Raw genomic sequence first — 22,935 nt, forward strand, 5'->3', positions numbered from 1 at the left:
GTGGGGGCCGGATGGATCACGTTCAGACACATGCAGCCGGGGTCAGTGGCGCGGCCGGAGACGACACGCTCTGGAATGCGGACCTTGCCCCGACCGATGCCGCGCAGCGCAACTGGCGCTGGTGGCACTTCGCGGCGCTGTGGGTGGGCATGGTCGTTGCGGTGCCGACTTGGATGCTGGCGGCGGGCCTGATCGAACAGGGCATGTCGGCGACGCAGGCGGCGGTCACGGTGGTTCTCGGCAATGTCGTGATCCTGGTGCCGATGCTGCTGATCGGGCATTCCGGGACGCGCTACGGCGTGCCATTCGCGGTGCTGGTACGCGCTTCGTTCGGCACGGTCGGCGCGCGGCTTCCCGCGCTTGCCCGCGCGCTGGTGGCCTGCGGGTGGTACGGTATCCAGACCTGGATCGGCGGCGAGGCGCTGCTGACGCTGCTGGGCATTTTCCTTGGCGCGGACCTGCGCGGCGCGCCGCTGCCGTTCTTCGGCATCGGTATCGGTCAGTTGCTTGCGTTCATGGCCTTCTGGCTGGTGCAGCTGCTGTTCGTGCGCAAGGGGCTGCTGACGATCCGCCGGCTGGAAACCTGGACCGCGCCGCTCAAGATCGTGGCCTGCGTGGCGCTGCTGTGGTGGGCGATCGACGCTGCGGGCGGGATCGGCCCGATCTTCTCCGCGCCGTCCGCCTTCGGGCCGGGCGGGGCGAAGGAAGGGCAGTTCTGGGCGGTATGGCTGCCTTCGATGACGGCGATGGTGGGTTTCTGGGGTACGCTGGCGCTTAACATCCCGGATTTCACCCGTTTTGCGAAGACCCAGCGGGACCAGATGATCGGCCAGACCCTTGGCCTGCCGCCGACCATGGGCCTGATCGCGCTGATCAGCGTCATGACCACGTCTGCCACCGTCGTCATCTACGGCCATGCGATCTGGGATCCGGTGGCGCTGGCGGGCACGCTTTCGGGGCCGTTCGTGTTGCTGGGCCTGATCGTGATCGCGGTAGACACGGTATCGTGCAACATCGCCGCGAACCTTGTGTGTTCGGCCTATGACTTCGCCTCGCTCAGCCCTTCGCGCATATCCTATCGCACCGGAGCGCTGATCACGGCGGTGATCGGCCTTGTCATCATGCCGTGGAAGCTGATGGCCAGCACCGAAGGTTACATCTTCACCTGGCTGACCGGCTACGGCGCGCTGCTGGGCCCGATCACCGGCATCCTGATCGCCGACTACTGGCTGGTGCGCGAAACGAAGCTGGACGTCGAGGGGCTCTACAGCGAAAGCGGCCCTTACGTTTACGGCAACGGCTGGAACCCGCGCGCGCTTATCGCGCTGGCGCTGGGCATTGCCCCCAATGTGCCGGGCTTCCTCAAGGTGTCGGCGCCGGGCCTGTTCGGCAGCGTGGGTGAAATGTGGTCCGTGATCTACACGTATGCGTGGTTCGTGGGCGTGGGCGTTGCGCTGGTGTCCTACGCGCTGATGATGCGCGGCCGCACCGCGCCGCCGCTGACGCTGGAGCCGCAGGCGGCCTGATTGGTCAGACCCTCAATTCTCAGGCGTTAAGACCGCCATTGATGCTGAGCACCTGCCCGGTCATCCGGCGGGCGCCGTCGCTGCACAGGAACAGCGCCAGCGGGGCGATATCGTCGGCGGTGGGCAGGCCAAGGCCCGCGCGTTGTGCTGCCTTTGCCATCCGTTCCGACCCCATCCGTCGCGCGCTTTCGCTGCCTTCGACATAGCTGGGGGAGATGACATGGGCGCGGATGCCGTCGCGTGCGGCCTCTACCGCGAAATTGCGGACGAACCCGATCGTCCCTGCCCGCGCCGCCCCGATCAGCGTCTGGCGCGGCGCGGCGTAGATGCCGGCATCCGAAACGAAGGCGATCAGCGTGCCGCCCTGCTGCGCCAGAAGTTCGTATGCGGCATGGGCCAGCCGCTGGGTCCAGCCCACCGATACCCTGAGGAAATCGCCGAAGACCTCGGGCGAAGTGCCTGGAAACAGCCCGGTTATCCCTTGCGGGCCGGTGGCCGTGCAGTCGATCACGGCATCGATCCGGCCGTATTGCTCGGCCACTTCGGCGATCAGCGTTTCGGCCGCATCGTCTTCGCGGATGTCGGCGGCGAAGCCGTCTATCGTGCCGAAATCGGATAAATCGACGACCACGTCCTGAAGCTTTTCGGCGTCGCGGCCGTGGAGCGCCACCTTCCAGCCCTGTTCCAGCGCAAGCCGGGCGATGGCGCTGCCGATCGAGCCCGAGCCGCCGGCGATGAGGATAACCCTGCCGTCAGTCACTTTCGAACGCGGCGCGCATGTCATCGGGCGCAAGGTCGGAGAACTTGGTGATGCGCGCCTCGAAGCGCAGGCGCACCTTGCCGGTGGCACCGTGACGCTGCTTGGCGATGATCAGTTCCGACAGGCCGGTGACTTCCTCCATCTTGGAGCGCCAGGTTTCCCACTTGTCCTTGACGTCGGGACCATCGGTGTCGCTGGGGAACTTGGGCTCGGTCGCCTTTACGTAGTAGTCTTCGCGGAACACGAACCAGACCATGTCGGCGTCCTGCTCGATCGATCCCGATTCGCGGAGGTCGGACAGCATCGGCCGCTTGTCGTCGCGCTGTTCCACCGCACGGGACAGCTGCGAAAGCGCGATTACCGGCACGCCCAGTTCCTTCGCCAGCGTTTTCAGCCCGCGCGAAATCTCGGAGATTTCGTTCACGCGGTTGTCGGTGGCACGGCCCGAACCGGACAGCAGCTGCAGGTAGTCGATGATGACGAGGCCGATGTTGTGGCGGCGCTTGAGGCGGCGCGCGCGGGTGCGCAGGCCGGCGATCGTCAGGCCGGGGCTATCGTCGATGTAGAGCGGCAGTTCGGCAAGGCGCTGGCTGGCGAAGGACAAAGACTGGAAGTCCTCGCGGCTGATCTTGCCCATGCGCAGCGCTTCGGAACTGATGTTCGACTGTTCGGCAAGGATACGCGTGGCCAGCTGGTCCGCGCTCATTTCAAGGCTGAAGAAGGCCACCGGCGCGCCCACCGACTTTTCATGCGGCATGCCGTCGCGCACGGTGTCGTCGACGTAGCGCTGCGCGGTGTTGAAGGCGATGTTGGTGACGAGCGAGGTCTTGCCCATGCCGGGACGTCCGGCAAGGATGATAAGGTCGGAATCGTGCAGGCCGCCGATCTTCTGATTGACCGAAGTGAGGCCGGTGGTCTTGCCCGAGATGTGGCCGCCCGAATTGAACGCCTTTTCAATGGCCTGGATCGCAACGCGGGTGGCGGAGCCGAAGCTTTTGGCTTCGTTCGCGGTCGCGGCGCCTTCGGCCACCTTGTAAAGCGCGGCTTCGGCGCGTTCGATCTGCTCCTGCGGCTCCACCGATTCGGAGGTGTCCATCGCTTCGGACACAAGGTTGCGACCGACCGAGATCAGTTCGCGCAGCAGCGCAAGGTCGTAGATCTGGTCCGCCAGTTCGCGCGGGGCGAGCAGGCCCTGGCCATCGGCCGTCAGCCGCGCAAGGTAGGCGACGCCGCCCAGTGCCTTGAGCGATTCGTCGGCCTCGAAGTAAGGGCGCAGGGTAACCGGGGTGACCACGGCCTTGCGGTCCAGCAGCTGCAGGATCCGCTCATAGATGCGGGTGTGGACGGGCTCGAAGAAGTGCTGGGGGCCAAGCTGTGTCTGCAGTTCCTCGATCACGCGGTTGTCGATCAGGACGGCGCCCAGGAAAGCGGCTTCCGCCTCCACGTTTGCGGGCAGGGTGCGGACTTCCGCATCGTCGGGGCGGGCAAGGGCAACAGGCTGGACCATAAGCGCGGGACAATGCGCCGCCAGCGTGGCGCGAACAAGTCGGACGGGGCGGGATATTAATCCACAAGCTGTGGATGCGTGGGGACATGCCCGGTGCCGGGACGGCAGGGGGATGCCTGGGAGGCGGCCTGGGGCGCGGCTTGGGGGGCGCTGGGCGCCATGCCCACTTGCCCGCGCCCGCTGCAACCGCGTAAAGGGCATGCCGTAATGGCCGACCCGCGCATATCCCATATCGAACTCGACGATGCGACCATCCTGTGGCGCAATGCCGATATCGAACAGGAACGGCGCATCGCCATCTTCGATCTCATAGAAGACAATGTCTTCAAGCCCTTGCGTTCCACCGACGCGGGCAACGAAGGGCCTTATCGGCTGCGCCTGTCAGTGCAGGACGGGCGGCTTTCGCTGCAGATCACGGCCGAGGACGGCACCCAGCTGGAGACGCTGGTGCTTGGCCTGGCCCGGTTCCGGCGTCCGATTCGTGAGTATTTCGCGATTTGCGAAAGCTATTATCAGGCGATTCGCAAGGCCACCGCGCAGGAGATCGAAACCATCGACATGGCCCGCCGCGCGATCCACAACGAGGCTTCGGAACTGCTGCTCGAACGCCTTCACGGCAAGGTGGAGACCGATCATCCCACGGCACGGCGGCTGTTCACGCTGATCTGCGTCCTGCATATCCGCGGCTGAAGGGGATATCGTGGCACGCAAGGGAAGGACCGCTTCGGGCGGCAGGCGGCTGTTGTGGCGCGCGGCAGGGGCGTTGCTGCTGCTGGCGATGATCGCCGGGGCGTGGGGCTGGTGGCATCTGCGCCACTGGACGCCGGAGCGATCGATCTATCCGCTGCAGGGCGTGGAAATCGGCGTCGATGACGGCGAAGTCAGCTGGAAATCGCTGAAGGCGATCGGCGCCGACTTCGCTTATATCGATGCCAGCGCCAGTGCATTTGCCCGTGATCCCGCTTTCGTCGACAATTTCGATGCGGCCAAGGCGGCCGGGATGCAGGTGGGCGCGCTGCACCGCTACGATCCGTGCCAGCCGGCGGGGACGCAGGCGGCGAACTTCGTCACCACCGTACCGCGCGATGCCAAGCTGCTGCCGCCCGCCGTCGAACTCGACATGCTGGCCGACAATTGCCCGGTGAAAGTCTCCGACGCGCGGGTCGAGAGCGAGCTGATGACGTTTCTCAACCAGGTGGAGACACACGCAGGCAAGCCGGTGATCCTCAAGGTCACGCCCGCGTTCCAGTCGCGCTACACCATCGCGCACAAGCTGGACCGCAACCTGTGGCTGGTGCAGGACCGTTTCGAGCCGGGCTATGCCGGGCGGCCGTGGACGATGTGGACGGCGAACCATTCGCTTGCCAACGAGGTTGCGCAAGGGGGGCTGCGCTGGGTAGTCGTGCTGCCATGACGACCGAGATCAACGGCGATACCCGCGACACCCTGATGGCCGCCGCCCGCACCGCCGCTGGCGGTGCCTATGCGCCTTATTCCAACTTCCACGTGGGCGCTGCGCTGCTGCTGGGTGACGGCACCGTGGTGACCGGCGCCAATGTGGAGAACGCCAGCTACGGCCTGTCGCTCTGCGCCGAAACGGTTGCGATCGCGGGCATTCTGGCGAAGGGCGACCGGCCGCAGCTGCAGGCCGTGGCGGTCACCGGCGGTGCCCCCGGCGCGGCAGGGCAGGGGCCGCAAGTGACCCCGTGCGGCCGCTGCCGTCAGGTCATCAACGAGATCGCGCAGCTTGGCGGCACGGACCCGGTGGTATGGTGCGACGGCGCCGAAGGCGTGTTGGAAACGCGGCTTTCCGAACTGCTGCCGTATGCTTTTGGACCTGCAAACCTGGGCTGAGTCTGCCTGAACCCTCATGACCACACATCCAGCGGCAGGCTCCGTCCGTCGCATGGCCTATTGTCTATCTTTTGAGTTGAGATAATCTCCAGGGCAGTCGGCCAGCTCATTCGAACTCATCCAGAGTCGACCGGCGGAACTTCGATCAACTGGAGATTCCCATGGCTACCCTTCCCAATTCGCCTGAACATGACACGCCGCTGATCCTGCTGGTGCCCGGCACCCCGCTTTCGCCGGGGCACTGGATGAGCCGGTGGGCGCAGTGGAGCGAGGACTGCCGCGTGGTGGAACTCGGCCTCTGGGACGAGCCGCACCGCAATACCTGGGTCAACAAGCTGAACCTTGCGATCCGCCGCGCGGACCGGCCGGTGGTGGTGGTGACCGACGATATCGCCGCGCTGGCTCTGGCATGGTGGGTGGAATTCGAGGCGGCCGACGCACAAAGCCCGGTGATCGGCGCGCTGATCGTCGATGCGCCGAACGTGGACCTGGCCGGCGCCGACCCGCGCCTTGCCGCCTTCGGGGCCTGCCCGCGCGCAGTGCTGCCGTTCACTTCGTTCCTTGTCGCCGACCTTGACGGTTCGGCGCAGCGTTCGATGCTGCGGCTGGCGAGCGACTGGGGCGCCTGCCCGATCGCGGACGAGCCGCGCGGCGACTGGGCCGGAGGCTGGGTGCTGCTTCAGTCCATCGTCGGTGCGCTGGGGGTGGAACTGGCCGAACCGCACTGGGCACGCGGCGCAGTGCAGGCGGAACGGCGCAGGGCCGCGTTCTAGGGCCTGGCGTGGTCCCGGAGCAGATCCGGGACCACCCTCATCAGGCTGTTTCGCGCTCCACCAGCCATTCAAGCAGCGCGGCCATGCAATCGCGGCCAAGTTGTGCCGAACGCTCCGGGCTCCACCCCTGCGCCTTGTCCGCCGCAGGGTTGTGGTCCTTGAAGGGCATTTCCAGCGTCATCGACACGGCGCCGTAGCGCTCCGCCAGCTGGTTGGTGGACATCGTCAGGTTGCCCTTGCCCGGCCGGGTAAGCGGGTAGCCCACCTTGGTCTGGAAATCGGGCGTGCGGCGTTCCAGCAGGTCGGCGTAGCGGGTGTAGCCCGCCTGCTGTTCGTCCTTGAGCGACGGGATGCCTTCGAAACCGGCAAGGAACACGGCCGGAATCGCCTCGTCACCATGGACGTCCATCGCGAAGTCAACGCCGGTTGCGTCCATCGCATTGCGGATCGCCAGCACTTCGGGAGACTTTTCAGGCGTGGGTTCGGCCCATTCGCGGTTGAGGTTCACGCCTGCCGCATTGGTGCGCAAGTGCCCCCGGCGCGAACCGTCGGGGTTGGCATTGGGCACGACATGCAGGGTGCAGCGCTTGCGCAGTTCGCGGCCGACCGAACTGGCGGGATCGGCCAGCAGGTCAAGCGCGCCTTCCATCCACCATTCCGCCATCGATTCGCCGGGGTGCTGGCGGGCGTAGAGCCAGACCTGCAGCGGCCCGTCGCCCATGTCGAGGCAGTCGATCGCCTGCCCGTCCAGCGTGAGGCCGAGAGAGCGGTGCGAAACGCCGTCTGCCCCTGCGATCGCGGCGACGAGGTCGTGGTGGCGCTCCATCGAATAGGGCGCGAAGTAGGCGAACCACGCAAGGTCGCCGACGGGCTCATACCGGATCGTCAGGGTTCCACCGTCGCGGCTTTCGTCGAAGGTGCTTTCCGCGCGGCTCCAGTATTCGCGGTCTTCAGAGACGACGGCGTCGTAATTGGGCCAGCCCATCGGATAGGCCGAACCGTTGAGGCCGGTGATCCGCAGCACCACTTCGCGGCCCGCCGCGCCCGAGACGCGGAAGTGGAACCACTGGAAGAAGTCGGACTGGTGATCCTTGCGGATCGACAGGCTGGCCTCTGGCCCGGAGACGGAGAGGACTTCGATGTTGCCGGAATCGAACGAAGCGGTGATCTGGATGTCGGTCATTTAACCTGAATAGTTTCGCCCGACTGTCCCGGAAACCCCTTGAACAGCGCTTCGGCAACTTTCGCAGAGCCGAGCGGTGCCTGGGCCAGCGGCGAATCGCCGCGCACGACGAAGCCCGCGCGCCCTTCCCACAAGGCGGTGGCGGTGGGGGCGGCGCCGCGCTCGCGGATGGATACGAACACGCGCGTTTCCACTTGTTCCTTGGGCTTGCCGGAAAGGTCGAAGCCGATTCCCAGCCCCACGCCCGATCCATAGCCGCCGGTGCCGCCGCCCACGCCGACAGAAACGGGGCTGTTCGAGCGCTGGGGCTGGTAGGTGTTGCGCTCAAGCGTCAGCAACGCGACTTGCGCGCTGGCCGTCGATGAGCCGCTCTGGCCGGGGAGGGGTTCGGTGTATCCGATGCGGGTCAGTTCACGCGCGACGGCCGCAGCGTAAGTGCGGAACTCAAGGCTGTCTGCCTGCCCCGGCGCAGGCTCCACGCGGATCGTGCCCTGGCCAAGGCGCGACATATCGGGAGCGTGAAAGCGCGTGACTTCGACCGGGCCGACCGGCGCGACGCAGGCGGACAGCGCCAGCGCGGCAGCCAGTGTAACGAATGCGGGCAGGGTGCGCATGATATCGAGTCCTCTTTGCGGGCCTTGTGGTCCTTGCCTCAGTGCCCTGCCGAGGGGGCTTCGACAAGCGTCGCCTCAGCATACGCCATATAATCCGCCGCGGGGGTGGGCGGTTCCGCCCTTATCCTTCGCGGCCCACGCCATCCGGCTCGATCTGGTCGGCCTTGGGGAAATTGTCGAACAGGGCGCCGGCCAGCTTGGTGGCGATCATTCCGTCGGGCCATTTGTCGTCGCCTTCGCGGGTGGCGATCGTGGCGTAGCCTTCCCACAGCACCTTGCCGCTGGCGCGATCGAGGATGCGCGCGTCGAGGCGGGTGGAGACAAGGGCCGACCGCGGCTTGGTCATGTCGATGTTGATGCCAAGGCCATAGGCCTGACCATAAGTGCCCACTTCCATGGCGGCGGTGCCGCTGACCGGGCTGCGCTTTTCCTCGGCCGGGGAGAGCACCTGGCGCGAAATGCGCAGCTTGGTGATCTGCGGCTGCGGCGTGTCGGGGTGAAGCGTATCGTAACCGGCGCCGACAAGGGCGTCGATGATCGCGGCCTCATAAGCACGGCGCGCACCGGCCTCGACCCATGCGCCGTCACCCGATTCGGATTCGACCGATACCGGGCCATGGCCAAGCTCTGCAGTCGCGGCGGCATCGGGAGAGACGAAGCGGCTCACTTCGACGTGGCCTTCGCGCGAATCCTTCGAACGGGTCTGGACGCGCTGCGAATCGAGCATCGATCCGCCCCAGCCGGGCCGCCCCCAGCCGCTGCCATAGCCGTCCCGCCAGCCTGATCCCACTGGGCCTGATCCCACTGGGTCTGGCCCCCATTGGGCCTGAGCGGAAGAGCCGAGCAGCGAGGCTGCGATCCCTGCGGCGATTCCCGCAGCTTTGAGCATTTTCCCCGGGGCTTCTATTAATTTCATCGTGTTCCGGTCCGAATTCGGTGGCGTCGCGCCCGTCTTTTGTCTTATGCGGGCCGCAACTTGCCCGCGCCTGAACGAAGATAGGCGTTGGCCGGGGCGCCCGCAACGGCCGGTAACGCTTGACTTTGCCGGTTCTGGCCACTAACGGCGCCACTTCGAATTTCCGGCGGTCGGTAACCGCCACGACCACACGGACGAGAAGACCATGAAGATTCGCAACAGCCTCAAGTCGCTCAAGGACCGCCACCGGGACAACCGCGTGATCCGTCGTCGCGGCCGCACTTACGTTATCAACAAGACCAACCGTCGCTTCAAGGCCCGCCAGGGCTGATCCTGTACGCCCGCTTCGGCGGGCGATGACAGGCGGACGGTTTCGTCACGTGCATGAGGCCCCCGCCGATCGCGGGGGTCTTGTCATGTCTGCAGTCCGCAAAATCGATGCTCCGGTTGATGGCCCCGTAAAGGCTGTGGTCTTCGATGTCGGCAAAGTGCTGATCGAGTGGGACATGCGCCTGTTGTTCGGCAAACTGATCGCCGAGCCGGAACGGCTGGACTGGTTCATGGCCAATGTCGTGACTCACGACTGGCACTTCGAGCATGACGCCGGACGCGATCTTGCCGAGATGGTGGCCGCCCGCAAGGCGGAGTTCCCCGGCCACGACCACCTGCTGGACGCTTACGCTACCCGCTTCGCAGAGACGATCCCCGGCAATGTCCCCGGCAGCCATGAAATCGTGCGCGACCTGTCGGCGCGCGGCGTGCCGCTGTTTGCGATCACCAATTTCGCCAGCACCTTCTGGCGCGAATACCGCGCCACGGAACCGCTGTTCGACCTGTTCGGCGATATCGTCGTCTCGGGCGACGAGAAGCTGGTGAAGCCCGACGCGCGCATCTTCGACCTGGCGGCCCGCCGCTTCGGGCACGATCCGCAGGCGATGCTGTTCGTGGACGATAACGCAGCGAACATCGCGGCCGCGCGCGATCTGGGCTGGCAGGCCCATCACTTCGACGGCGCCGAGGCGCTGCGGGTCGATCTGGCCGGGCGGGGCCTGCTTGATTGACGATCGGATCGCTCCGATTTCGCGGCTTTTGCCGTCTGGTTAAATTTCTTTCGCACTTGCAGCGAGACTGCTTGGCAAGTCCCGATTCCTGTTGCATCAATTGGTCAACAGGGAGTCACAATGGCGACTGCGGGCAGCAAGAACTTCGACGAGATGCTCAATGCGGACGGCTCCGTTCGTCCCGCTTACGAAGATTTCCGCCAATGGTTCGACGGTCAGGACACCACCTGGCTGCGGCGGCAGGATGCAGAGGCTGAACGCTTCTTCCGCCGCATCGGGATCACCTTCAACGTCTATGGGGATGACGCGGGCGAAGAACGCCTGATCCCCTTCGACATGATCCCCCGGATCATCACCGCGCGTGAATGGCGCAAGCTGACACTGGGGATCGAACAGCGGGTGCGCGCGCTGAACGCGTTCCTGCAGGATCTCTACCACCGGCAGGAGATCATCCGCTCCGGCCGCCTGCCGATCGAGGCGCTGCGCAACAACGAAGCGTTCCTGACGCAGATGATCGGCTTCACCCCGCCCGGCGGGGTCTATACCCACATCGTCGGCATCGACCTTGTCCGTACCGGGCCGGACGAATTCATGGTGCTGGAAGACAACGCCCGCACGCCCTCCGGCGTCTCGTACATGCTCGAAAACCGCGAGACGATGATGGCGATGTTCCCGGAACTGTTCACCAAGGTTCCGGTCCGCCCCGTTTCCGACTATCCGCGCCGGCTGGCCCGGTCGCTGCGGGCCTGTGCCCCGGCGGCTTACGATCCCGCGAAAGTCGGCGGCAAGCGCCCGGTCGTGGCGGTGCTGACGCCGGGTATCTACAATTCCGCCTACTTCGAACATGCCTTCCTGGCCGACCAGATGGGCGCCGAACTGGTGGAAGGCAGCGACTTGCGCGTGATGGACGGGCGCGTGTGCATGCGCACGACCACCGGCTACAAGGCGATCGACGTGATCTACCGCCGGGTGGACGACGATTACCTTGATCCGCTGACGTTCAACCCCGATTCCGTGCTGGGCGTGGCGGGAATATTCGACGTCTATCGTTCGGGCGGCGTCACCATCGCCAATGCGCCGGGCACCGGCATTGCCGACGACAAGGCGATCTACAGCTACATGCCCGAGATCGTGGAGTTCTACACCGGCGAAAAGCCGATTCTGCAGAACGTCCCGACCTGGCGCTGCTCCGAAGCGGATTCGCTGGGCTATGTGCTGGATAATCTGGCCGATCTGGTGGTCAAGGAAGTCCACGGTTCGGGCGGCTACGGCATGCTGATCGGCCCGACTTCCTCGAAGAAGGAGATCGCGGAATTCGAGGCGAAGCTGCGCGCCAAGCCGGGCAATTACATCGCCCAGCCCACGCTTTCGCTGTCCACCGTGCCGATCTTCACCAAGGAGGGGCTTGCCCCCCGGCACGTCGATCTGCGGCCCTTCGTGCTCGTATCGCCCGACGGGATCGACATCACGCCGGGCGGGCTGACGCGCGTGGCGCTGAAGAAGGGGTCGCTGGTGGTCAATTCCTCCCAGGGCGGCGGCACCAAGGACAGCTGGGTGCTGGACGAATGAGCGCCGCGGGAACGATGGGGGGAACTCTCTGATGCTCGGACGGGCCGCAAACGGCGTCTACTGGATGAGCCGCTACCTGGAACGGGCGGAAAATACCGCGCGCCTGATCGACGTGGGCTTTCACCTTGCGCTGACGCGGGGCAGCCGGCGTTCGCAGGATGAGGAATGGCGCTCGGTGCTGACCACAACCGGCCAGCTGGAAGCCTACAACGAACTGCATTCCGAGATTACCGGCCCGCAGGTGTTCAATTTCCTGCTGCGCGAAAAGGACAATCCCGGATCGGTTCTGGCGATGGTGGAGAACGCGCGGACCAACGCCCGCGTGGTGCGCACCAGCCTGACCAACGCGGTCTGGGAAACCACCAACGAAGGCTGGATGTCCCTGCGCGAACTGCTGGCGCGGCCGGTGCGGGAAACCAATCTGGGCGAAGTGCTGATGCAGATTCGCCGCACCGGCACGCTGGTGCGCGGCGCGCTGGAAGGCACGATGCTGCGCAACGAGGTATTCAACTTCTCGCGTATCGGCACGTTCATCGAACGGGCGGACAATACCGCGCGCATCCTTGACGTGAAGTATTACGTGCTGCTGCCGTCGACCGCGTGGGTGGGCTCCAGCCTCGACAACGTGCAGTGGGATACCCTGCTGCGCTCGGTCGCAGGCAACCGGGCCTATTCGTGGCTCAACGCCGGATCGATGGACCCGCGCGGCATTGCGAAGTTCCTGATCCTTGACGGTCAGTTCCCGCGCAGCCTGCTGTTCTGCTACGAAAAGATCCGCAGCAACATGGCGGGGCTGGCCAAGGAATACGGCCATGAGGTGTCCGCGCATCAGCTGCTGCGCGATGTCGGCGCGACGCTGCACCAGACCACGATCGAGGAAATCTTCGATCAGGGGCTGCACGAATACCTGCAGGACTGCATCACCAAGATCATCGAGATCGGCAACGTCATCGCCGCCGATTATCGCTTTACCGAGTAGGAGGGCGCCAAGGTGCTCCTGACCGTCAAGCACACTACGCGCTATGTCTTCGCGGACAAGGTAAGCCACGGCCTGCAACGTCTGCGCCTCAAGCCCAAGTCCACGCACGGGCAGGAAGTGCTGGACTGGCGCATGACGCTGGAGGGCGCGCAGCCGCAGGCTTCCTACGAAGACCAGCATTACAACCATGTCGACCTCGTCTCGATCGAACCGGGCGTGCCTGAAGTGGTCGTGACCTGCGAAGGCACCGTGCGCACGATCGACAACAACGGGGTGGTTGGCCAGAACTTCGGGCTGATGCCGCTTTGGTGCTTCCTGCGGCCCACGAAGCTGACGAAGCCGGGGCCCAGGGTGCGCCAGCTGCTGGCCGGGATCGAGGCGGATCGCGCGGACATGCTGGGCTATCTGCACACCCTGTCGCGCGTGATCGGAGAACAGGTGGAATATGTCCCCGGAACCACCGATTCGCAGACGACCGCCGAACAGGCGCTGAGCGCGGGGAAGGGGGTGTGCCAGGATCATGCGCATATCTTCATCGCGGCGGGGCGGATGCTTGACGTGCCGATGCGCTACGTCGGCGGCTATCTCAGGATGGATGGCCGCACCGAACAGGAAGCCGGCCACGGCTGGGCGGAGGCGCACGTGTCCGGCCTTGGCTGGGTGGGCTTCGACATATCGAACGCGATCTGCCCCGATGAACGCTATATCCGTGTGTCGACGGGCTGCGACTATTCGGAAGCTGCGCCGGTCACTGGAATCGCCATCAATGCGGGAGAAACCCGGCTGGACGTTCATCTGTCGGTAGATGAAAGCGCGGTAGGATCACAACAGCAGCAGCAGTCCGCGCAGGGCGGGCAGCAGCAGACGCAAGGCAGCTAGACCCCTGTGGCCCGGTGGGGTACGGGCAGCACGGGTTTGCACGGGGTTTGACGTAGTACCATGACTTATTGTGTCGGCATGATGCTCGATCGCGGGCTCGTCCTGATGAGCGACACGCGCACCAATTCGGGCGTCGATAACATCTCCACGTTCCGCAAGATGGTGCACTGGGAGATCCCCGGCGAACGCATCATCTCGGTCATGACGGCGGGCAACCTTGCCACCACGCAGGCTGTCATCAGCCAGCTGGAAGAGCGCACCAAGGCGCCGTCCGAAAGGCACAATTCGCTGCTGGAAGCGCCGACGATGTTCAAGGTCGCCTCGATCGTGGGCAATCTGCTGCAGGACATCATCGAGGAACGCGCCACGGACAACGGCCAGAAGGCGGCGGCAGGCACGTTCAGCGCATCGATGATCGTGGCGGGCCAGATCAAGGGCATGGAACCGCGCCTGTTCCTTATCTACCCCGAAGGCAACTTCATCGAGGCGAGCTTCGATACCCCCTTCTTCCAGATCGGAGAGACGAAGTACGGCCGCCCGATCCTGATCCGTGGCTACGAACGCGACATGAGCTTCGAAAGCGCGGTGAAGCTGCTGACGGTATCGTTCGATTCGACGCTCAAGGCGAACCTTTCCGTCGGTCTGCCGCTGGACCTTCTGGTGATCGAGCGGGACAATTTCGCGCCCCGTCACGAACGGCGGATCGACGCCAACGACCCCTATTTCCAGTCCGTCTCCACCAGTTGGAGCGAGGCGCTGCGCAACGCGCTGGATGGCTTGCCCGACTACCGGATCGACTAGGCTGTCACGTCCGGTCCCATACCAGCGGCAGATTGCGGATCGATAGAAGCCCTGGAAACACCGTCGTGTCGGAGCCCGGTTTCGGACGGAATTCCGGGATGCGATTGAACCATTCCTCCAGCAGCACGCGCAGTTCGCGCCGCGCCAGATGCGCGCCCAGGCAGATGTGGACCCCGCCGACGAACGTGAAGTGCCGGTTGGCCTTGCGTTCGGGATCGAAGGTGCGCGGATCTGCAAAGCGGGCGGGGTCGAAGTTCCCCGCCGGGTTCAGGCACTGGAACGAATCGCCCTTCCTCACCTGAATCCCGTGCCATTCGAAGTCCTTCGTCGCCGTGCGCGTGGATGACAGGATCGGCTGCGTGCGCAGGAATTCCTCCACCGCGCCGTTGATCAGTTCGGGCCGTTCGCGGATTGCGCGCTGGATTTCGGGCTGCAAGGCCATGCGCCGGAACATCTGCGCGATCGTGGCGGCCACGGTGTCCAGCCCGCCAAGCCACAGGAACCAGACCATGCCGATCTTCTCGTCCTCGGTCGGGGGGCGGCCTTCGATCTTTCCGTGAACGATGGCGGAGACGAGGTGGTCGTCGGGCGTGCGCTCCTTTTCGGCGATGAAGGCGCGCAGGAAATCCAGCACCCCGCGCAGCGCCGCCTGCATCTTGGAGAGGTCGCCGGAGTGCAGGATGTCCCATTCCCAGTCGAGGAACTGTTCGAACATCTCTTCGGGAAAGCCCATCAGGCCCATGAAGATGCGCACCGGATAGACCCGGCCAAAATCCCAGGCCATGTCCACTTCGCCCTTGTCGGCGACCGCGTCGATCATTTCGACCACGACCTTGCGGATGCGCGGTTCCAGATCGCGGGTGATCCGCGCCGGAGAGAAGTAGGGCATCAGGTAGAGCCGGTATTTCTGGTGGTCCGGCGGATCGATGGCGAGGGGGATCGACTTGAACGTTTCGCCGATCAGGCGCTGGAATTCCGCCGTGCCGGCGTTCGAAAAGTGGTCGTTGTCGGTATAGACCCGTTCGATATCGGCATAGTGCGATACTACCCAGTTGCCGCGCTGGTTGCCCGAAATCGCGCCCAGCCCATGGCGCATCGGCGGATTGTAGAGCAGCCGGGGAATCTCTTCGCCGTTAAGCCAGGCGAAGGGTTCGTAGGGATCGACAAGGTCGTTCGGCTCGCTGCCGTTGGCGAACGAGAGATCGACCACCCGGTCCTTCGGCACGTTGTCCGGCGCTTCATAGTCCACGCGGATGTCGTCAAGCGTTCGCGATTGTGGCATAGTCGTCTCCCGGACGAATAGATGCCCGGACGGCCGCTCCCCAACAAGAGGGCCGTAGCTGCGCAGAATGACGCAATTGCGCCACCTCGCGCCCCGCAACGCCAGTCATCGTCCCGGCGTTGCCCTGCGCGATTGTGCGAACCCGGCCCGATTGCGAAATGAAGCCTAATCGTTTTTTCGGGAGATTGAGAGATGGCTGAGTCTGACACGCAGGAAATGGCCGCGAATGCGCGCAAGTACTGGTCTGCGGAAGGATATACCGAAGGCGGCGTGATCCGCGAGGTGGACTATGCCTCGCAGTCGGGCGGGCTCGACCCGATGTTCGAAGGCATCAAGATCGTCGATACCGACACCCACATCACCGAAGCGCCGGACCTGTTCACCAGCCGCGCTCCGGCGGGGTGGAAGGACAAGATGCCGCGCGTGGAACGGGTCAACGGCACGGACCGCTGGTTCGTGGGCAACCGCGATTTCGGCACGCTGGGCGGCAACGTCATCCGTGCCGACAATAACAAGCTGCTGGGCCGCCTTGCCTTTCCCAAGCTGGAGCAGGCGCACCCCGGCGGCCATGAACTGAAGGCTCGCCTTCAGGCGATGGACGACATGGGCGTCTACGCGCAGATCTGCTTCCAGAATTCGGGCGTGACGCAGGCCGGTTCGCTGATGAGCCTGGGCGATCTCGATCTCGCGCTCAAGGTCATCCAGATCTACAACGATGCCTCGGCAGAGTTTCAGGAAACGTCGGGCCAGCGCATCTTCAACATGGCGCACCTGCCGTTCTGGGACCAGAAAGCGCTGGAAGCAGAGGCAAAGCGCTGCCACGACATCGGCCTCAAGGGCTTCGTGCTGCCCGATACCCCCGAACGCGTCGGCGTGCCCAGCTTCAACCACGATTACTGGACCCCGTTCCTGGAGATGTGCGAAGCGACCGGGATGCCGCTGAACTTCCACCTCAATGCGGCGATCGACCCCAACACGCTGACCTGGGAAGGCTTCCAGTTCGAACAGACCCTGTCGGTGGTGGCGACGATGTTCTCGATCGGCAACGCGGCCACGCTGGGCAACTGGATGGTTTCGGGACGGCTGGATCAGCATCCCAAGCTCAAGATCGGCCTGATCGAAAGCGGCGCGGGCTGGGTGCCCTTCGCGGTTGAGGCGCTGGAGCACCAGTTCCGCGAAATGCTGCCGATCAAGCGTGACGTGCTCAAGAAGCAGCCCTGGGACTACTTCCGCGACCATTTCTTCTGCACCTTCTGGTTCGAGAAGATCGCGCCCAAGTACCTGCTGGAAATCATCGGCGTGGACAACGTGATGTTCGAAACCGATTTCCCGCATCCCACGTCGCTCTATCCGGGCGTGCAGGAACATCTGAAGGACGTGCTGGGCGGCTACGACCACGCCACCCGCAAGAAGGTGCTGCAGGACAACGCGGTGCGCCTCTACAACCTGCCGTTCTGACGATGGCATTCCTCCCCGAGCATGCTCGGGGAGGGTATCAGTGCCGGTAGAACAGCGTTACCGATGCAACGTGGTTCACGCGGGTTCGGCCGCGTGTCTGGTCGATGGCCTGGTTGAGATAGCCCAGTTCCAGCGTCGAGGCGCCCGGCAGGCCCACTTCGGCGCCGATAAAGCTGCGCAATTGGTCGAACCCGCCGCGCGCGCCCCAGTCCGTATCGTTGAGCGCCACGAAGCCTTCGGCATAGACAAGCGCGTTCACCGCGTCGCTGCCGGACTTCAGAGGGTGCTCGTAGCGAATCATCTCGCGCAGGCGCCAGCCCATGTCGCCCCCGTCCGATCGCCAGCGCTGCTCCAGCCGCGTGCGCGACGACAGTTCGCCGCCCAGCGGCTTGCCCAGCGCAAGGTTCAATTGCTGGAAGCTGCGCTCCTCATTGATGTCGCGGGCGCCCTCGATGGGGGAAGCGATATGCGCATAGCCCTGATAGAGCGTTGCCGAAGGGGACAGCTTGACCCCTACCGCGCCGCGCAGCAGCAGGTGTTCCACGCGCGATATGCCGTCGCCCATGCGCGGCTGGAATTCCGCGAAATAGACCACATCGCCCGCGATCGGCCCCATCGCCGTCAGGTTGATCCACGCCTGTTCGTCCTGCGTCGTCTCGGCAAGGGCCGGGGTGGCGGCGGTGAGGGCGAGGGGGGGAAGGGCGGCAGCGGCGAGCGCGAGGAATGCGGGGCGAAAAGGGCGCGGAATCATGCCGCCGGGATATGGCTGGAACGTGTCGCGTTGGTTGCCGCGTCGTCAGGTCTTGTGTCGCCGCCGATGCGTAAAGCCCTCTTTCGCAAAGCGCGATCCCGGCATAGTCTGGCGGTCCAATAAGAAGCAGGAGAGGTGTTGCATGTTCGTGAAGTTCACCGGGGCAGACCGTACCGCCATCGCCATCAATGCCTCGCAGGTAACCTTTGTGTCGCAAGTGACCGAAGGCACCCGCGTCCGCTTCGGAGAGGGCCGCTCGGTCACCGTGGTAGAGCCGCTCGACGAAGTGATGGAGCGGCTGAACAGGACACTGTCCTTCCCGGAAACCTGACGGCCTATTCCGGTTTCCACCGCCGCAGCCGGGCGCGCACTTCGGCGACCAGTTCGTCGAAGGTCGCGACCCGCGTGATGCCGTAGCGTTCGGCGGTGATATCGACGTTGCCCTTGCGCCAGAACCCGTCCGGGCAAAGCAGCACCACTTTCCCGCTGCGGCCGTGCAGGCCCAGTTCCAGCAGGCTGATCGGGCTTTGCGTGCCGGGCGCCAGATACATGACGATGACGTCCGCGCTGTCGAGGGCGGAGAGTTCCCATTCGACCTGACGGCGGAACTGCGGCTCCTCGGCCACCGGCTTCCAGGCCGGATTCCAATCCGGGCGGCGCGGGTTGAGCAGGATCGCGGGCTCGTTCGCCAGGGCGGCGATCAGGTCGGCCTGCCAGTCGCGCGCGACGCCCATCTCGATGCTGCCGCCCAGGAACACGCGCGCACGTTCATGCGTGGCGGGCAGGGGCGCGGGCGAGGTCACTACTTCGGCCGCGGTTGCCGAAGTGGCGGCCAGCGGCAAGGTCAGCAGGGCGGCGGCCAGACTGCGCAACGCCATCAGAACGTATCCTTGGCCGCGCGCAGGGCCGCGAAAGTCGCCACCGCATCGCCGGGGTGGCCCCAGCGTTGCTGGATGTCCGGGGCGTCGGCGCGCAGGAAGGGATTGGTCCGCAATTCGCGCTCAAGCTTGGTCGGCACCGTCGGCAGACCCTTGTCGCGCAGGCGGGCGATTTCTTCGGCATAAGCCTGAAGGTCCGCGTTGTCCGGGTCGGCATGGAGCGCGAAGCGCGCGTTGGACGCAGTGTATTCGTGTGCGCAGTAGATCATGGTTTCGCCGGGCAGCGCTTTCAGCCGTTCCAGCGAGGCCCAGAACTGCTCCGGATTGCCTTCGAACATGCGCCCGCAGCCCAGCGCGAACAGCGCGTCGCCCACAAAGGCGATGGACGATCCGCGCAAGTGGTAGGCGACGTGCCCGTCGGTGTGCCCGCCGACATCGATGACAAGCGCCTGCCGGTCGCCGATGGAGACGACATCGCCCTGGCCCACGGTGCGATCGACCGCTTCGATTTTGCCCGCATCGCCGGTCGGAGCCGTGATCCGGCAGCCGGTGGCGGCCTTGATCGCCGCATTGCCGCCGGCATGGTCGGGGTGCCAGTGGGTGTTCCAGATCTGCGTGATCTGCCAGCCCTTGCGCCCCGCCTGCCGCAGATATTCGTCGGCATCGGGGGTGTCGATGCACACCGTCTCCTGGCTTGCGGGATCGTGCAGCAGGTAGCCGTAGTTGTCGGACAGACAGGGGAACTGGTGGACTTCGAGCATCGATACTCTCCTTGCGGAAAGTGATGTAGGCGCTTGCCGCCCGCCGGGAAAGGGCGCGCCTGCATCACTTTTCCGCAAGGCAAAGGCACAAAGCAAAAGCCCGCCCGGATCGCTCCGGACGGGCCTTTACTGTTTCAGCTTCGATGAAGCCGAAGAACGTTCTTACGAACGGTTCTTCAGAGCTTCTCCGAGGATGTCGCCGAGCGAAGCGCCCGAATCCGACGAACCGTACTGCTCCACTGCTTCCTTCTCTTCAGCCAGCTGGCGGGCCTTGACCGAGAAGTTCGGCTTCTTGGAACGGTCGAAACCGGTGACCATGGCGTCCAGCTTCTGGCCGACCTGGAAGCGGTCGGGGCGCTGTTCGTCGCGGTCGCGGCCGAGGTCCGAACGCTTGATGAAGCCGGTGGCGCCATCGTCGCCAGCCTGGACTTCCAGACCGCCGTCGCGAACTTCGAGAACGGTGACGGTGACGACCTGGCCACGGCGCAGGTTGCCTTCGGCAGCCGACGAACCGCCAGCGGCCGGAGCGCCACGCTCAAGCTGCTTCATGCCGAGCGAGATGCGCTCCTTCTCGACGTCGACGTCGAGAACCACGGCCGAAACCTGCTCGCCCTTGCGGTGCAGGGCCAGCGCGTCTTCGCCCGAGATGCCCCATGCGATGTCCGACATGTGGACCATGCCGTCCACGTCGCCGTCGAGGCCGATGAACAGACCGAATTCGGTCGCGTTCTTGACTTCGCCTTCGACCTGCGAACCAACCGGGTGACGTTCTGCGAACGCTTCCCAGGGGTTCTGCTGAGCCTGCTTGAGGCCGAGCGAGATGCGGCGCTTGTCCGAATCGACTTCGAGCACGACCACTTCGACTTCCTGCGAGGTCGAGACGATCTTGCCGGGGTGGACGTTCTTCTTGGTCCAGGACATTTCCGAAACGTGGACAAGGCCCTCGATCCCGGCTTCCAGCTCCACGAAGGCGCCGTATTCGGTGATGTTGGTGACAGTGCCCTGCAGCTTCGCGCCGACCGGGTACTTGACCGATGCGCCTTCCCACGGATCGCTTTCGAGCTGCTTCATGCCGAGGCTGATGCGCTGCGTGTCCGAGTTGATGCGGATGATCTGGACCTTCACGGTGTCGCCGATGGCGATCACTTCGCTCGGGTGGTTGACGCGCTTGTAGCTCATGTCGGTGACATGGAGCAGGCCGTCGATGCCGCCCAGGTCAACGAACGCACCGTAGTCGGTGATGTTCTTGACGACGCCGTCGATGACCTGGCCTTCGCTCAGCTTGTCGATCAGTTCGCTGCGCTGTTCGGCGCGGGTTTCTTCGAGGACGGCGCGGCGCGACACGACGATGTTGCCACGGCGACGGTCCATCTTCAGGATCTGGAAGGGCTGCGGCACGTCCATCAGCGGGGTGACGTCGCGCACGGGGCGGATGTCGACCTGCGAGCCGGGGAGGAACGCAACGGCGCCGTCGAGGTCGACGGTGAAGCCGCCCTTGACGCGGCCGAAGATCACGCCTTCGACGCGCTTGCCTTCACCGAATTCGTTTTCGAGCTTGTCCCACGCAGCTTCGCGGCGGGCGCGGTCGCGCGACAGCATGGCTTCGCCGTCGGCGTTTTCGACGCGGTCGACGTAGACTTCGACTTCGTCACCGACCTTCAGGCCGTGGTCGTCTTCGCCACGAGCGAATTCGCGCAGCGACACGCGGCCTTCGCTCTTGAGGCCCACGTCGATGACAGCCTTGTCGTTCTCGATCGCGGTGACGGTGCCCTTGACGACGCGGCCTTCGAAGCCGTCATCGGCGACGCCGCCGAGCTGCTCGTCGAGCATCTTCGCGAAATCGTCGCGGGTCGGATTGGCAACAGATGCCATTAAGACATTTCCTTCGTTCGATTTTTCCGGCCTGGCGGTTGGATCCGCCGGTCTTTTCTCCGCTGCCTGCACCATGCAGGAAAACGGGCCAAAGGGGCCGAACTGCCGCGGCGACCGGATGCCGTTCGCGGCGTCCTTCGGGCAGATGCCTTTCTGGACCCGGCGCCCATACGCGCGAGACGGGCGAAATGCAAGGGTTTTGGCGGTGCGGGTGCGTGTGGATAGAGGGCGATGGGGGGCTGTAATGGCCGGTTGGCGACCGTCTGGTTCGGAGCCGGCTTGAAGAGATAGCCAACGTTCAGTCGGAGCGAGTCGCTGGCCTTGAATGGGCGGGCAGGTACCATCCATGATTTCCGCTACGATCCGAGACAATAGCGCATGAAGCGCGCATATTCTTGCAAAAATAGAGAATGTGTTTCCCGACCTCGCCTCCTTATCCGGCCTGCCCAACACTCGTAGTGTGTCCCCATCAAGCTGACGCTGGCTGCTTAATGTCAGCGTCGATCTTGTGAGAGAGGACAAGATGGTCGCACACGTTCCCGAGAAGTCCTTCCAGGCTGACAAGCCGGAAATCGACGGAAGCTATTTCGTCGAGGAAGGCTCTGCCGAAATCGTCAATTCACGCATGGGCGATGCAGCCAACCCCAGACTTCGCGAAGTGCTGGGCGCGATCACGCGCCACCTTCACGCGGCGGTCAAGGAAGTCGAGCCGACGCACGAGGAATGGTTCGCTGCGATCGAGTTCCTGACTAAGACCGGGCAGATCTGCTCAGACTGGCGCCAGGAATACATCCTGCTTTCCGACGTGCTGGGCGTGACCATGCTTGTCGACGCCATCAACCACCGCCGTCCGAGTGGCGCGACTCCCAATACCATTCTCGGCCCGTTCTACGTCGAGGGCGCGCCGCGTTATGCCAACGGCGCCAACATCTGCCTAGACCACAAGGGCCTGCCGACGCTGGTGCGCGGCCGCGTGTCGGACATCGAAGGCAATCCGATCGCCGGCGCCACGCTGGACGTGTGGCAGACCAACGACGATGGTTTTTACGACGTGCAGCAGAAGGGTGTGCAGCCCGACTACAACCTGCGCGGGCTGTTCACCTCGGAGGCTGACGGGCGGTACTGGTTCCAGACCGTCAAGCCGCGCTTCTATCCGATCCCCTACGACGGACCGGTCGGCAAGCTGCTCAAGGCGGTGGATCGCCATCCCAACCGCGCGGCGCACCTGCATTTCATCGTCGAGGCGCAGGGTTTCCAGCAGGTCATCACCCACATCTTCACGCCTGACTGCCCGTACATGCAGCAGGACGCGGTGTTCGGCGTGAAGCGAGAGCTGGTGGCCGAATTCCAGGAAATCGACGACCCGCAGATGGCGGCGGAATACGGGATGCCCAATCCGTTCCTGCTGGTCGAATGGGACTTCGTGCTCGCTCCGGCGAAGTAAGCCAGGCGCGGCGCGCGACCCGTCTCAAGCGGGCGCGCAGACTTCATACAACTGAGATGGATGCTAT

General features: G+C 64.6%; 24 protein-coding genes. 14 read left to right on the forward strand and 10 right to left on the reverse strand.

Annotation, left to right across the window (positions count from 1 at the left end; all coding sequences use genetic code 11):
- The first annotated feature begins 11 nt into the window (after positions 1–11).
- Positions 12–1,526, forward strand: coding sequence for an NCS1 family nucleobase:cation symporter-1 (locus A8V01_RS02230; RefSeq protein WP_103094328.1), 1,515 nt, complete (start codon positions 12–14; stop codon positions 1,524–1,526).
- Positions 1,527–1,545: 19 nt separating this feature from the next.
- On the opposite strand, the gene A8V01_RS02235 is transcribed toward A8V01_RS02230, so the two are convergent.
- Positions 1,546–2,286, reverse strand: coding sequence for an SDR family NAD(P)-dependent oxidoreductase (locus A8V01_RS02235; protein WP_103094329.1), 741 nt, complete (start codon positions 2,284–2,286; stop codon positions 1,546–1,548).
- Positions 2,279–3,793 (reverse strand): replicative DNA helicase, encoded by a 1,515-nt coding sequence (locus A8V01_RS02240; protein ID WP_103094330.1) that lies wholly within the window; start codon positions 3,791–3,793, stop codon positions 2,279–2,281. The genes A8V01_RS02235 and A8V01_RS02240 overlap by 8 nt, the downstream gene beginning before the upstream one ends.
- Before the next feature lie 207 nt (positions 3,794–4,000).
- Between A8V01_RS02240 and A8V01_RS02245 the strand changes: the two genes are divergently transcribed.
- From A8V01_RS02245 to A8V01_RS02260, 4 genes are all read left to right on the forward strand, one after another.
- Positions 4,001–4,483: a UPF0262 family protein gene (locus A8V01_RS02245; RefSeq protein WP_103094331.1), complete on the forward strand. Its 483-nt coding sequence runs from the start codon at positions 4,001–4,003 to the stop codon at positions 4,481–4,483.
- A gap of 7 nt (positions 4,484–4,490) precedes the next feature.
- On the forward strand, positions 4,491–5,207 hold the full coding sequence (locus A8V01_RS02250) for a glycoside hydrolase family 25 protein (protein ID WP_425437253.1): 717 nt from the start codon (positions 4,491–4,493) through the stop codon (positions 5,205–5,207).
- Positions 5,204–5,647, forward strand: a complete 444-nt coding sequence (locus tag A8V01_RS02255) for a cytidine deaminase (protein WP_103094333.1) — start codon at positions 5,204–5,206, stop codon at positions 5,645–5,647. Before A8V01_RS02250 ends, A8V01_RS02255 begins: the two co-directional genes overlap by 4 nt.
- A gap of 161 nt (positions 5,648–5,808) precedes the next feature.
- Complete coding sequence (locus tag A8V01_RS02260) at positions 5,809–6,420, forward strand: RBBP9/YdeN family alpha/beta hydrolase (RefSeq protein WP_103094334.1); 612 nt, start codon at positions 5,809–5,811, stop codon at positions 6,418–6,420.
- A 40-nt stretch (positions 6,421–6,460) separates the two neighbouring features.
- On the opposite strand, the gene A8V01_RS02265 is transcribed toward A8V01_RS02260, so the two are convergent.
- The 3 genes from A8V01_RS02265 to A8V01_RS02275 all read right to left on the reverse strand — a co-directional run bounded on the left by A8V01_RS02265 (position 6,461) and on the right by A8V01_RS02275 (position 9,106).
- Positions 6,461–7,603: a M14 family metallopeptidase gene (locus A8V01_RS02265; RefSeq protein WP_103094335.1), complete on the reverse strand. Its 1,143-nt coding sequence runs from the start codon at positions 7,601–7,603 to the stop codon at positions 6,461–6,463.
- A complete protein-coding gene (locus A8V01_RS02270; protein ID WP_103094336.1) occupies positions 7,600–8,217 on the reverse strand; it encodes a DUF4136 domain-containing protein in 618 nt (205 codons plus the stop codon). The genes A8V01_RS02265 and A8V01_RS02270 overlap by 4 nt, the downstream gene beginning before the upstream one ends.
- A 121-nt stretch (positions 8,218–8,338) precedes the next feature.
- Entirely contained in the window at positions 8,339–9,106 is a 768-nt protein-coding gene (locus A8V01_RS02275; RefSeq protein ID WP_103094337.1) for a DUF4136 domain-containing protein, read from the reverse strand.
- Between the two features lie 232 nt (positions 9,107–9,338).
- Here A8V01_RS02275 and ykgO point away from each other — a divergent pair, with 232 nt between their 5' ends.
- The 6 genes from ykgO (at position 9,339) to A8V01_RS02305 (ending at position 14,422) form a co-directional block, all read left to right on the forward strand.
- The gene (gene ykgO / locus A8V01_RS02280; protein ID WP_003046794.1) at positions 9,339–9,464 is read left to right on the forward strand and encodes a type B 50S ribosomal protein L36; all 126 of its coding nucleotides are present in this window, start codon (positions 9,339–9,341) and stop codon (positions 9,462–9,464) included.
- An 85-nt stretch (positions 9,465–9,549) separates the two neighbouring features.
- Positions 9,550–10,194 (forward strand): HAD-IA family hydrolase, encoded by a 645-nt coding sequence (locus A8V01_RS02285; RefSeq protein WP_103094338.1) that lies wholly within the window; start codon positions 9,550–9,552, stop codon positions 10,192–10,194.
- A gap of 120 nt (positions 10,195–10,314) precedes the next feature.
- Entirely contained in the window at positions 10,315–11,763 is a 1,449-nt protein-coding gene (locus A8V01_RS02290; RefSeq protein WP_103094339.1) for a circularly permuted type 2 ATP-grasp protein, read from the forward strand.
- Between the two features lie 31 nt (positions 11,764–11,794).
- Positions 11,795–12,742: an alpha-E domain-containing protein gene (locus A8V01_RS02295; protein WP_103094340.1), complete on the forward strand. Its 948-nt coding sequence runs from the start codon at positions 11,795–11,797 to the stop codon at positions 12,740–12,742.
- Positions 12,743–12,754: 12 nt separating this feature from the next.
- The gene (locus A8V01_RS02300; protein WP_103094341.1) at positions 12,755–13,621 is read left to right on the forward strand and encodes a transglutaminase family protein; all 867 of its coding nucleotides are present in this window, start codon (positions 12,755–12,757) and stop codon (positions 13,619–13,621) included.
- Between the two features lie 60 nt (positions 13,622–13,681).
- A complete protein-coding gene (locus tag A8V01_RS02305; RefSeq protein WP_103094342.1) occupies positions 13,682–14,422 on the forward strand; it encodes a proteasome-type protease in 741 nt (246 codons plus the stop codon).
- 4 nt (positions 14,423–14,426) lie between these two features.
- Here A8V01_RS02305 and A8V01_RS02310 read toward each other — a convergent pair whose 3' ends face one another.
- A complete protein-coding gene (locus A8V01_RS02310; RefSeq protein ID WP_103094343.1) occupies positions 14,427–15,704 on the reverse strand; it encodes a cytochrome P450 in 1,278 nt (425 codons plus the stop codon).
- A gap of 192 nt (positions 15,705–15,896) precedes the next feature.
- On the opposite strand from A8V01_RS02310, the gene A8V01_RS02315 reads away from it, so the two are divergent.
- Entirely contained in the window at positions 15,897–17,162 is a 1,266-nt protein-coding gene (locus A8V01_RS02315) for an amidohydrolase family protein (RefSeq protein ID WP_103094344.1), read from the forward strand.
- A gap of 37 nt (positions 17,163–17,199) precedes the next feature.
- Here the strand turns inward: A8V01_RS02315 and A8V01_RS02320 are convergent, their stop codons facing one another.
- Positions 17,200–17,913, reverse strand: coding sequence for a DUF2490 domain-containing protein (locus tag A8V01_RS02320; RefSeq protein ID WP_103094345.1), 714 nt, complete (start codon positions 17,911–17,913; stop codon positions 17,200–17,202).
- A gap of 142 nt (positions 17,914–18,055) precedes the next feature.
- Here A8V01_RS02320 and A8V01_RS02325 point away from each other — a divergent pair, with 142 nt between their 5' ends.
- Complete coding sequence (locus A8V01_RS02325) at positions 18,056–18,244, forward strand: hypothetical protein (protein ID WP_103094346.1); 189 nt, start codon at positions 18,056–18,058, stop codon at positions 18,242–18,244.
- 4 nt (positions 18,245–18,248) lie between these two features.
- On the opposite strand, the gene A8V01_RS02330 is transcribed toward A8V01_RS02325, so the two are convergent.
- The 3 genes from A8V01_RS02330 to rpsA form a co-directional block, all read right to left on the reverse strand.
- On the reverse strand, positions 18,249–18,791 hold the full coding sequence (locus A8V01_RS02330) for a nucleoside 2-deoxyribosyltransferase domain-containing protein (RefSeq protein WP_103094347.1): 543 nt from the start codon (positions 18,789–18,791) through the stop codon (positions 18,249–18,251).
- Positions 18,791–19,552, reverse strand: coding sequence for a hydroxyacylglutathione hydrolase (gene gloB / locus A8V01_RS02335; RefSeq protein ID WP_103094348.1), 762 nt, complete (start codon positions 19,550–19,552; stop codon positions 18,791–18,793). The genes A8V01_RS02330 and gloB overlap by 1 nt, the downstream gene beginning before the upstream one ends.
- A gap of 162 nt (positions 19,553–19,714) precedes the next feature.
- On the reverse strand, positions 19,715–21,424 hold the full coding sequence (gene rpsA, locus A8V01_RS02340; protein WP_103094349.1) for a 30S ribosomal protein S1: 1,710 nt from the start codon (positions 21,422–21,424) through the stop codon (positions 19,715–19,717).
- Positions 21,425–21,947: 523 nt separating this feature from the next.
- On the opposite strand from rpsA, the gene A8V01_RS02345 reads away from it, so the two are divergent.
- A complete protein-coding gene (locus A8V01_RS02345) occupies positions 21,948–22,868 on the forward strand; it encodes an intradiol ring-cleavage dioxygenase (protein ID WP_103094350.1) in 921 nt (306 codons plus the stop codon).
- The last annotated feature ends 67 nt before the right edge of the window (positions 22,869–22,935 follow it).

The sequence above is a fragment of the Novosphingobium guangzhouense genome (assembly GCF_002896965.1).
GTDB classification, from domain to species: domain Bacteria; phylum Pseudomonadota; class Alphaproteobacteria; order Sphingomonadales; family Sphingomonadaceae; genus Novosphingobium; species Novosphingobium guangzhouense.

Coding starts and splice junctions, on each gene's coding strand:
- A8V01_RS02230 (WP_103094328.1), top strand. CDS start 12: ATGGATCACGTTCAGACACATGCAGCCGGGGTCAGTGGCGCGGCCGGA.
- A8V01_RS02240 (WP_103094330.1), bottom strand. CDS start 3,793: ATGGTCCAGCCTGTTGCCCTTGCCCGCCCCGACGATGCGGAAGTCCGC.
- A8V01_RS02245 (WP_103094331.1), top strand. CDS start 4,001: ATGGCCGACCCGCGCATATCCCATATCGAACTCGACGATGCGACCATC.
- A8V01_RS02255 (WP_103094333.1), top strand. CDS start 5,204: ATGACGACCGAGATCAACGGCGATACCCGCGACACCCTGATGGCCGCC.
- A8V01_RS02260 (WP_103094334.1), top strand. CDS start 5,809: ATGGCTACCCTTCCCAATTCGCCTGAACATGACACGCCGCTGATCCTG.
- A8V01_RS02265 (WP_103094335.1), bottom strand. CDS start 7,603: ATGACCGACATCCAGATCACCGCTTCGTTCGATTCCGGCAACATCGAA.
- A8V01_RS02270 (WP_103094336.1), bottom strand. CDS start 8,217: ATGCGCACCCTGCCCGCATTCGTTACACTGGCTGCCGCGCTGGCGCTG.
- A8V01_RS02275 (WP_103094337.1), bottom strand. CDS start 9,106: ATGCTCAAAGCTGCGGGAATCGCCGCAGGGATCGCAGCCTCGCTGCTC.
- ykgO (WP_003046794.1), top strand. CDS start 9,339: ATGAAGATTCGCAACAGCCTCAAGTCGCTCAAGGACCGCCACCGGGAC.
- A8V01_RS02285 (WP_103094338.1), top strand. CDS start 9,550: ATGTCTGCAGTCCGCAAAATCGATGCTCCGGTTGATGGCCCCGTAAAG.
- A8V01_RS02290 (WP_103094339.1), top strand. CDS start 10,315: ATGGCGACTGCGGGCAGCAAGAACTTCGACGAGATGCTCAATGCGGAC.
- A8V01_RS02295 (WP_103094340.1), top strand. CDS start 11,795: ATGCTCGGACGGGCCGCAAACGGCGTCTACTGGATGAGCCGCTACCTG.
- A8V01_RS02305 (WP_103094342.1), top strand. CDS start 13,682: ATGACTTATTGTGTCGGCATGATGCTCGATCGCGGGCTCGTCCTGATG.
- A8V01_RS02310 (WP_103094343.1), bottom strand. CDS start 15,704: ATGCCACAATCGCGAACGCTTGACGACATCCGCGTGGACTATGAAGCG.
- A8V01_RS02315 (WP_103094344.1), top strand. CDS start 15,897: ATGGCTGAGTCTGACACGCAGGAAATGGCCGCGAATGCGCGCAAGTAC.
- A8V01_RS02320 (WP_103094345.1), bottom strand. CDS start 17,913: ATGATTCCGCGCCCTTTTCGCCCCGCATTCCTCGCGCTCGCCGCTGCC.
- A8V01_RS02325 (WP_103094346.1), top strand. CDS start 18,056: ATGTTCGTGAAGTTCACCGGGGCAGACCGTACCGCCATCGCCATCAAT.
- A8V01_RS02330 (WP_103094347.1), bottom strand. CDS start 18,791: ATGGCGTTGCGCAGTCTGGCCGCCGCCCTGCTGACCTTGCCGCTGGCC.
- gloB (WP_103094348.1), bottom strand. CDS start 19,552: ATGCTCGAAGTCCACCAGTTCCCCTGTCTGTCCGACAACTACGGCTAC.
- rpsA (WP_103094349.1), bottom strand. CDS start 21,424: ATGGCATCTGTTGCCAATCCGACCCGCGACGATTTCGCGAAGATGCTC.
- A8V01_RS02345 (WP_103094350.1), top strand. CDS start 21,948: ATGGTCGCACACGTTCCCGAGAAGTCCTTCCAGGCTGACAAGCCGGAA.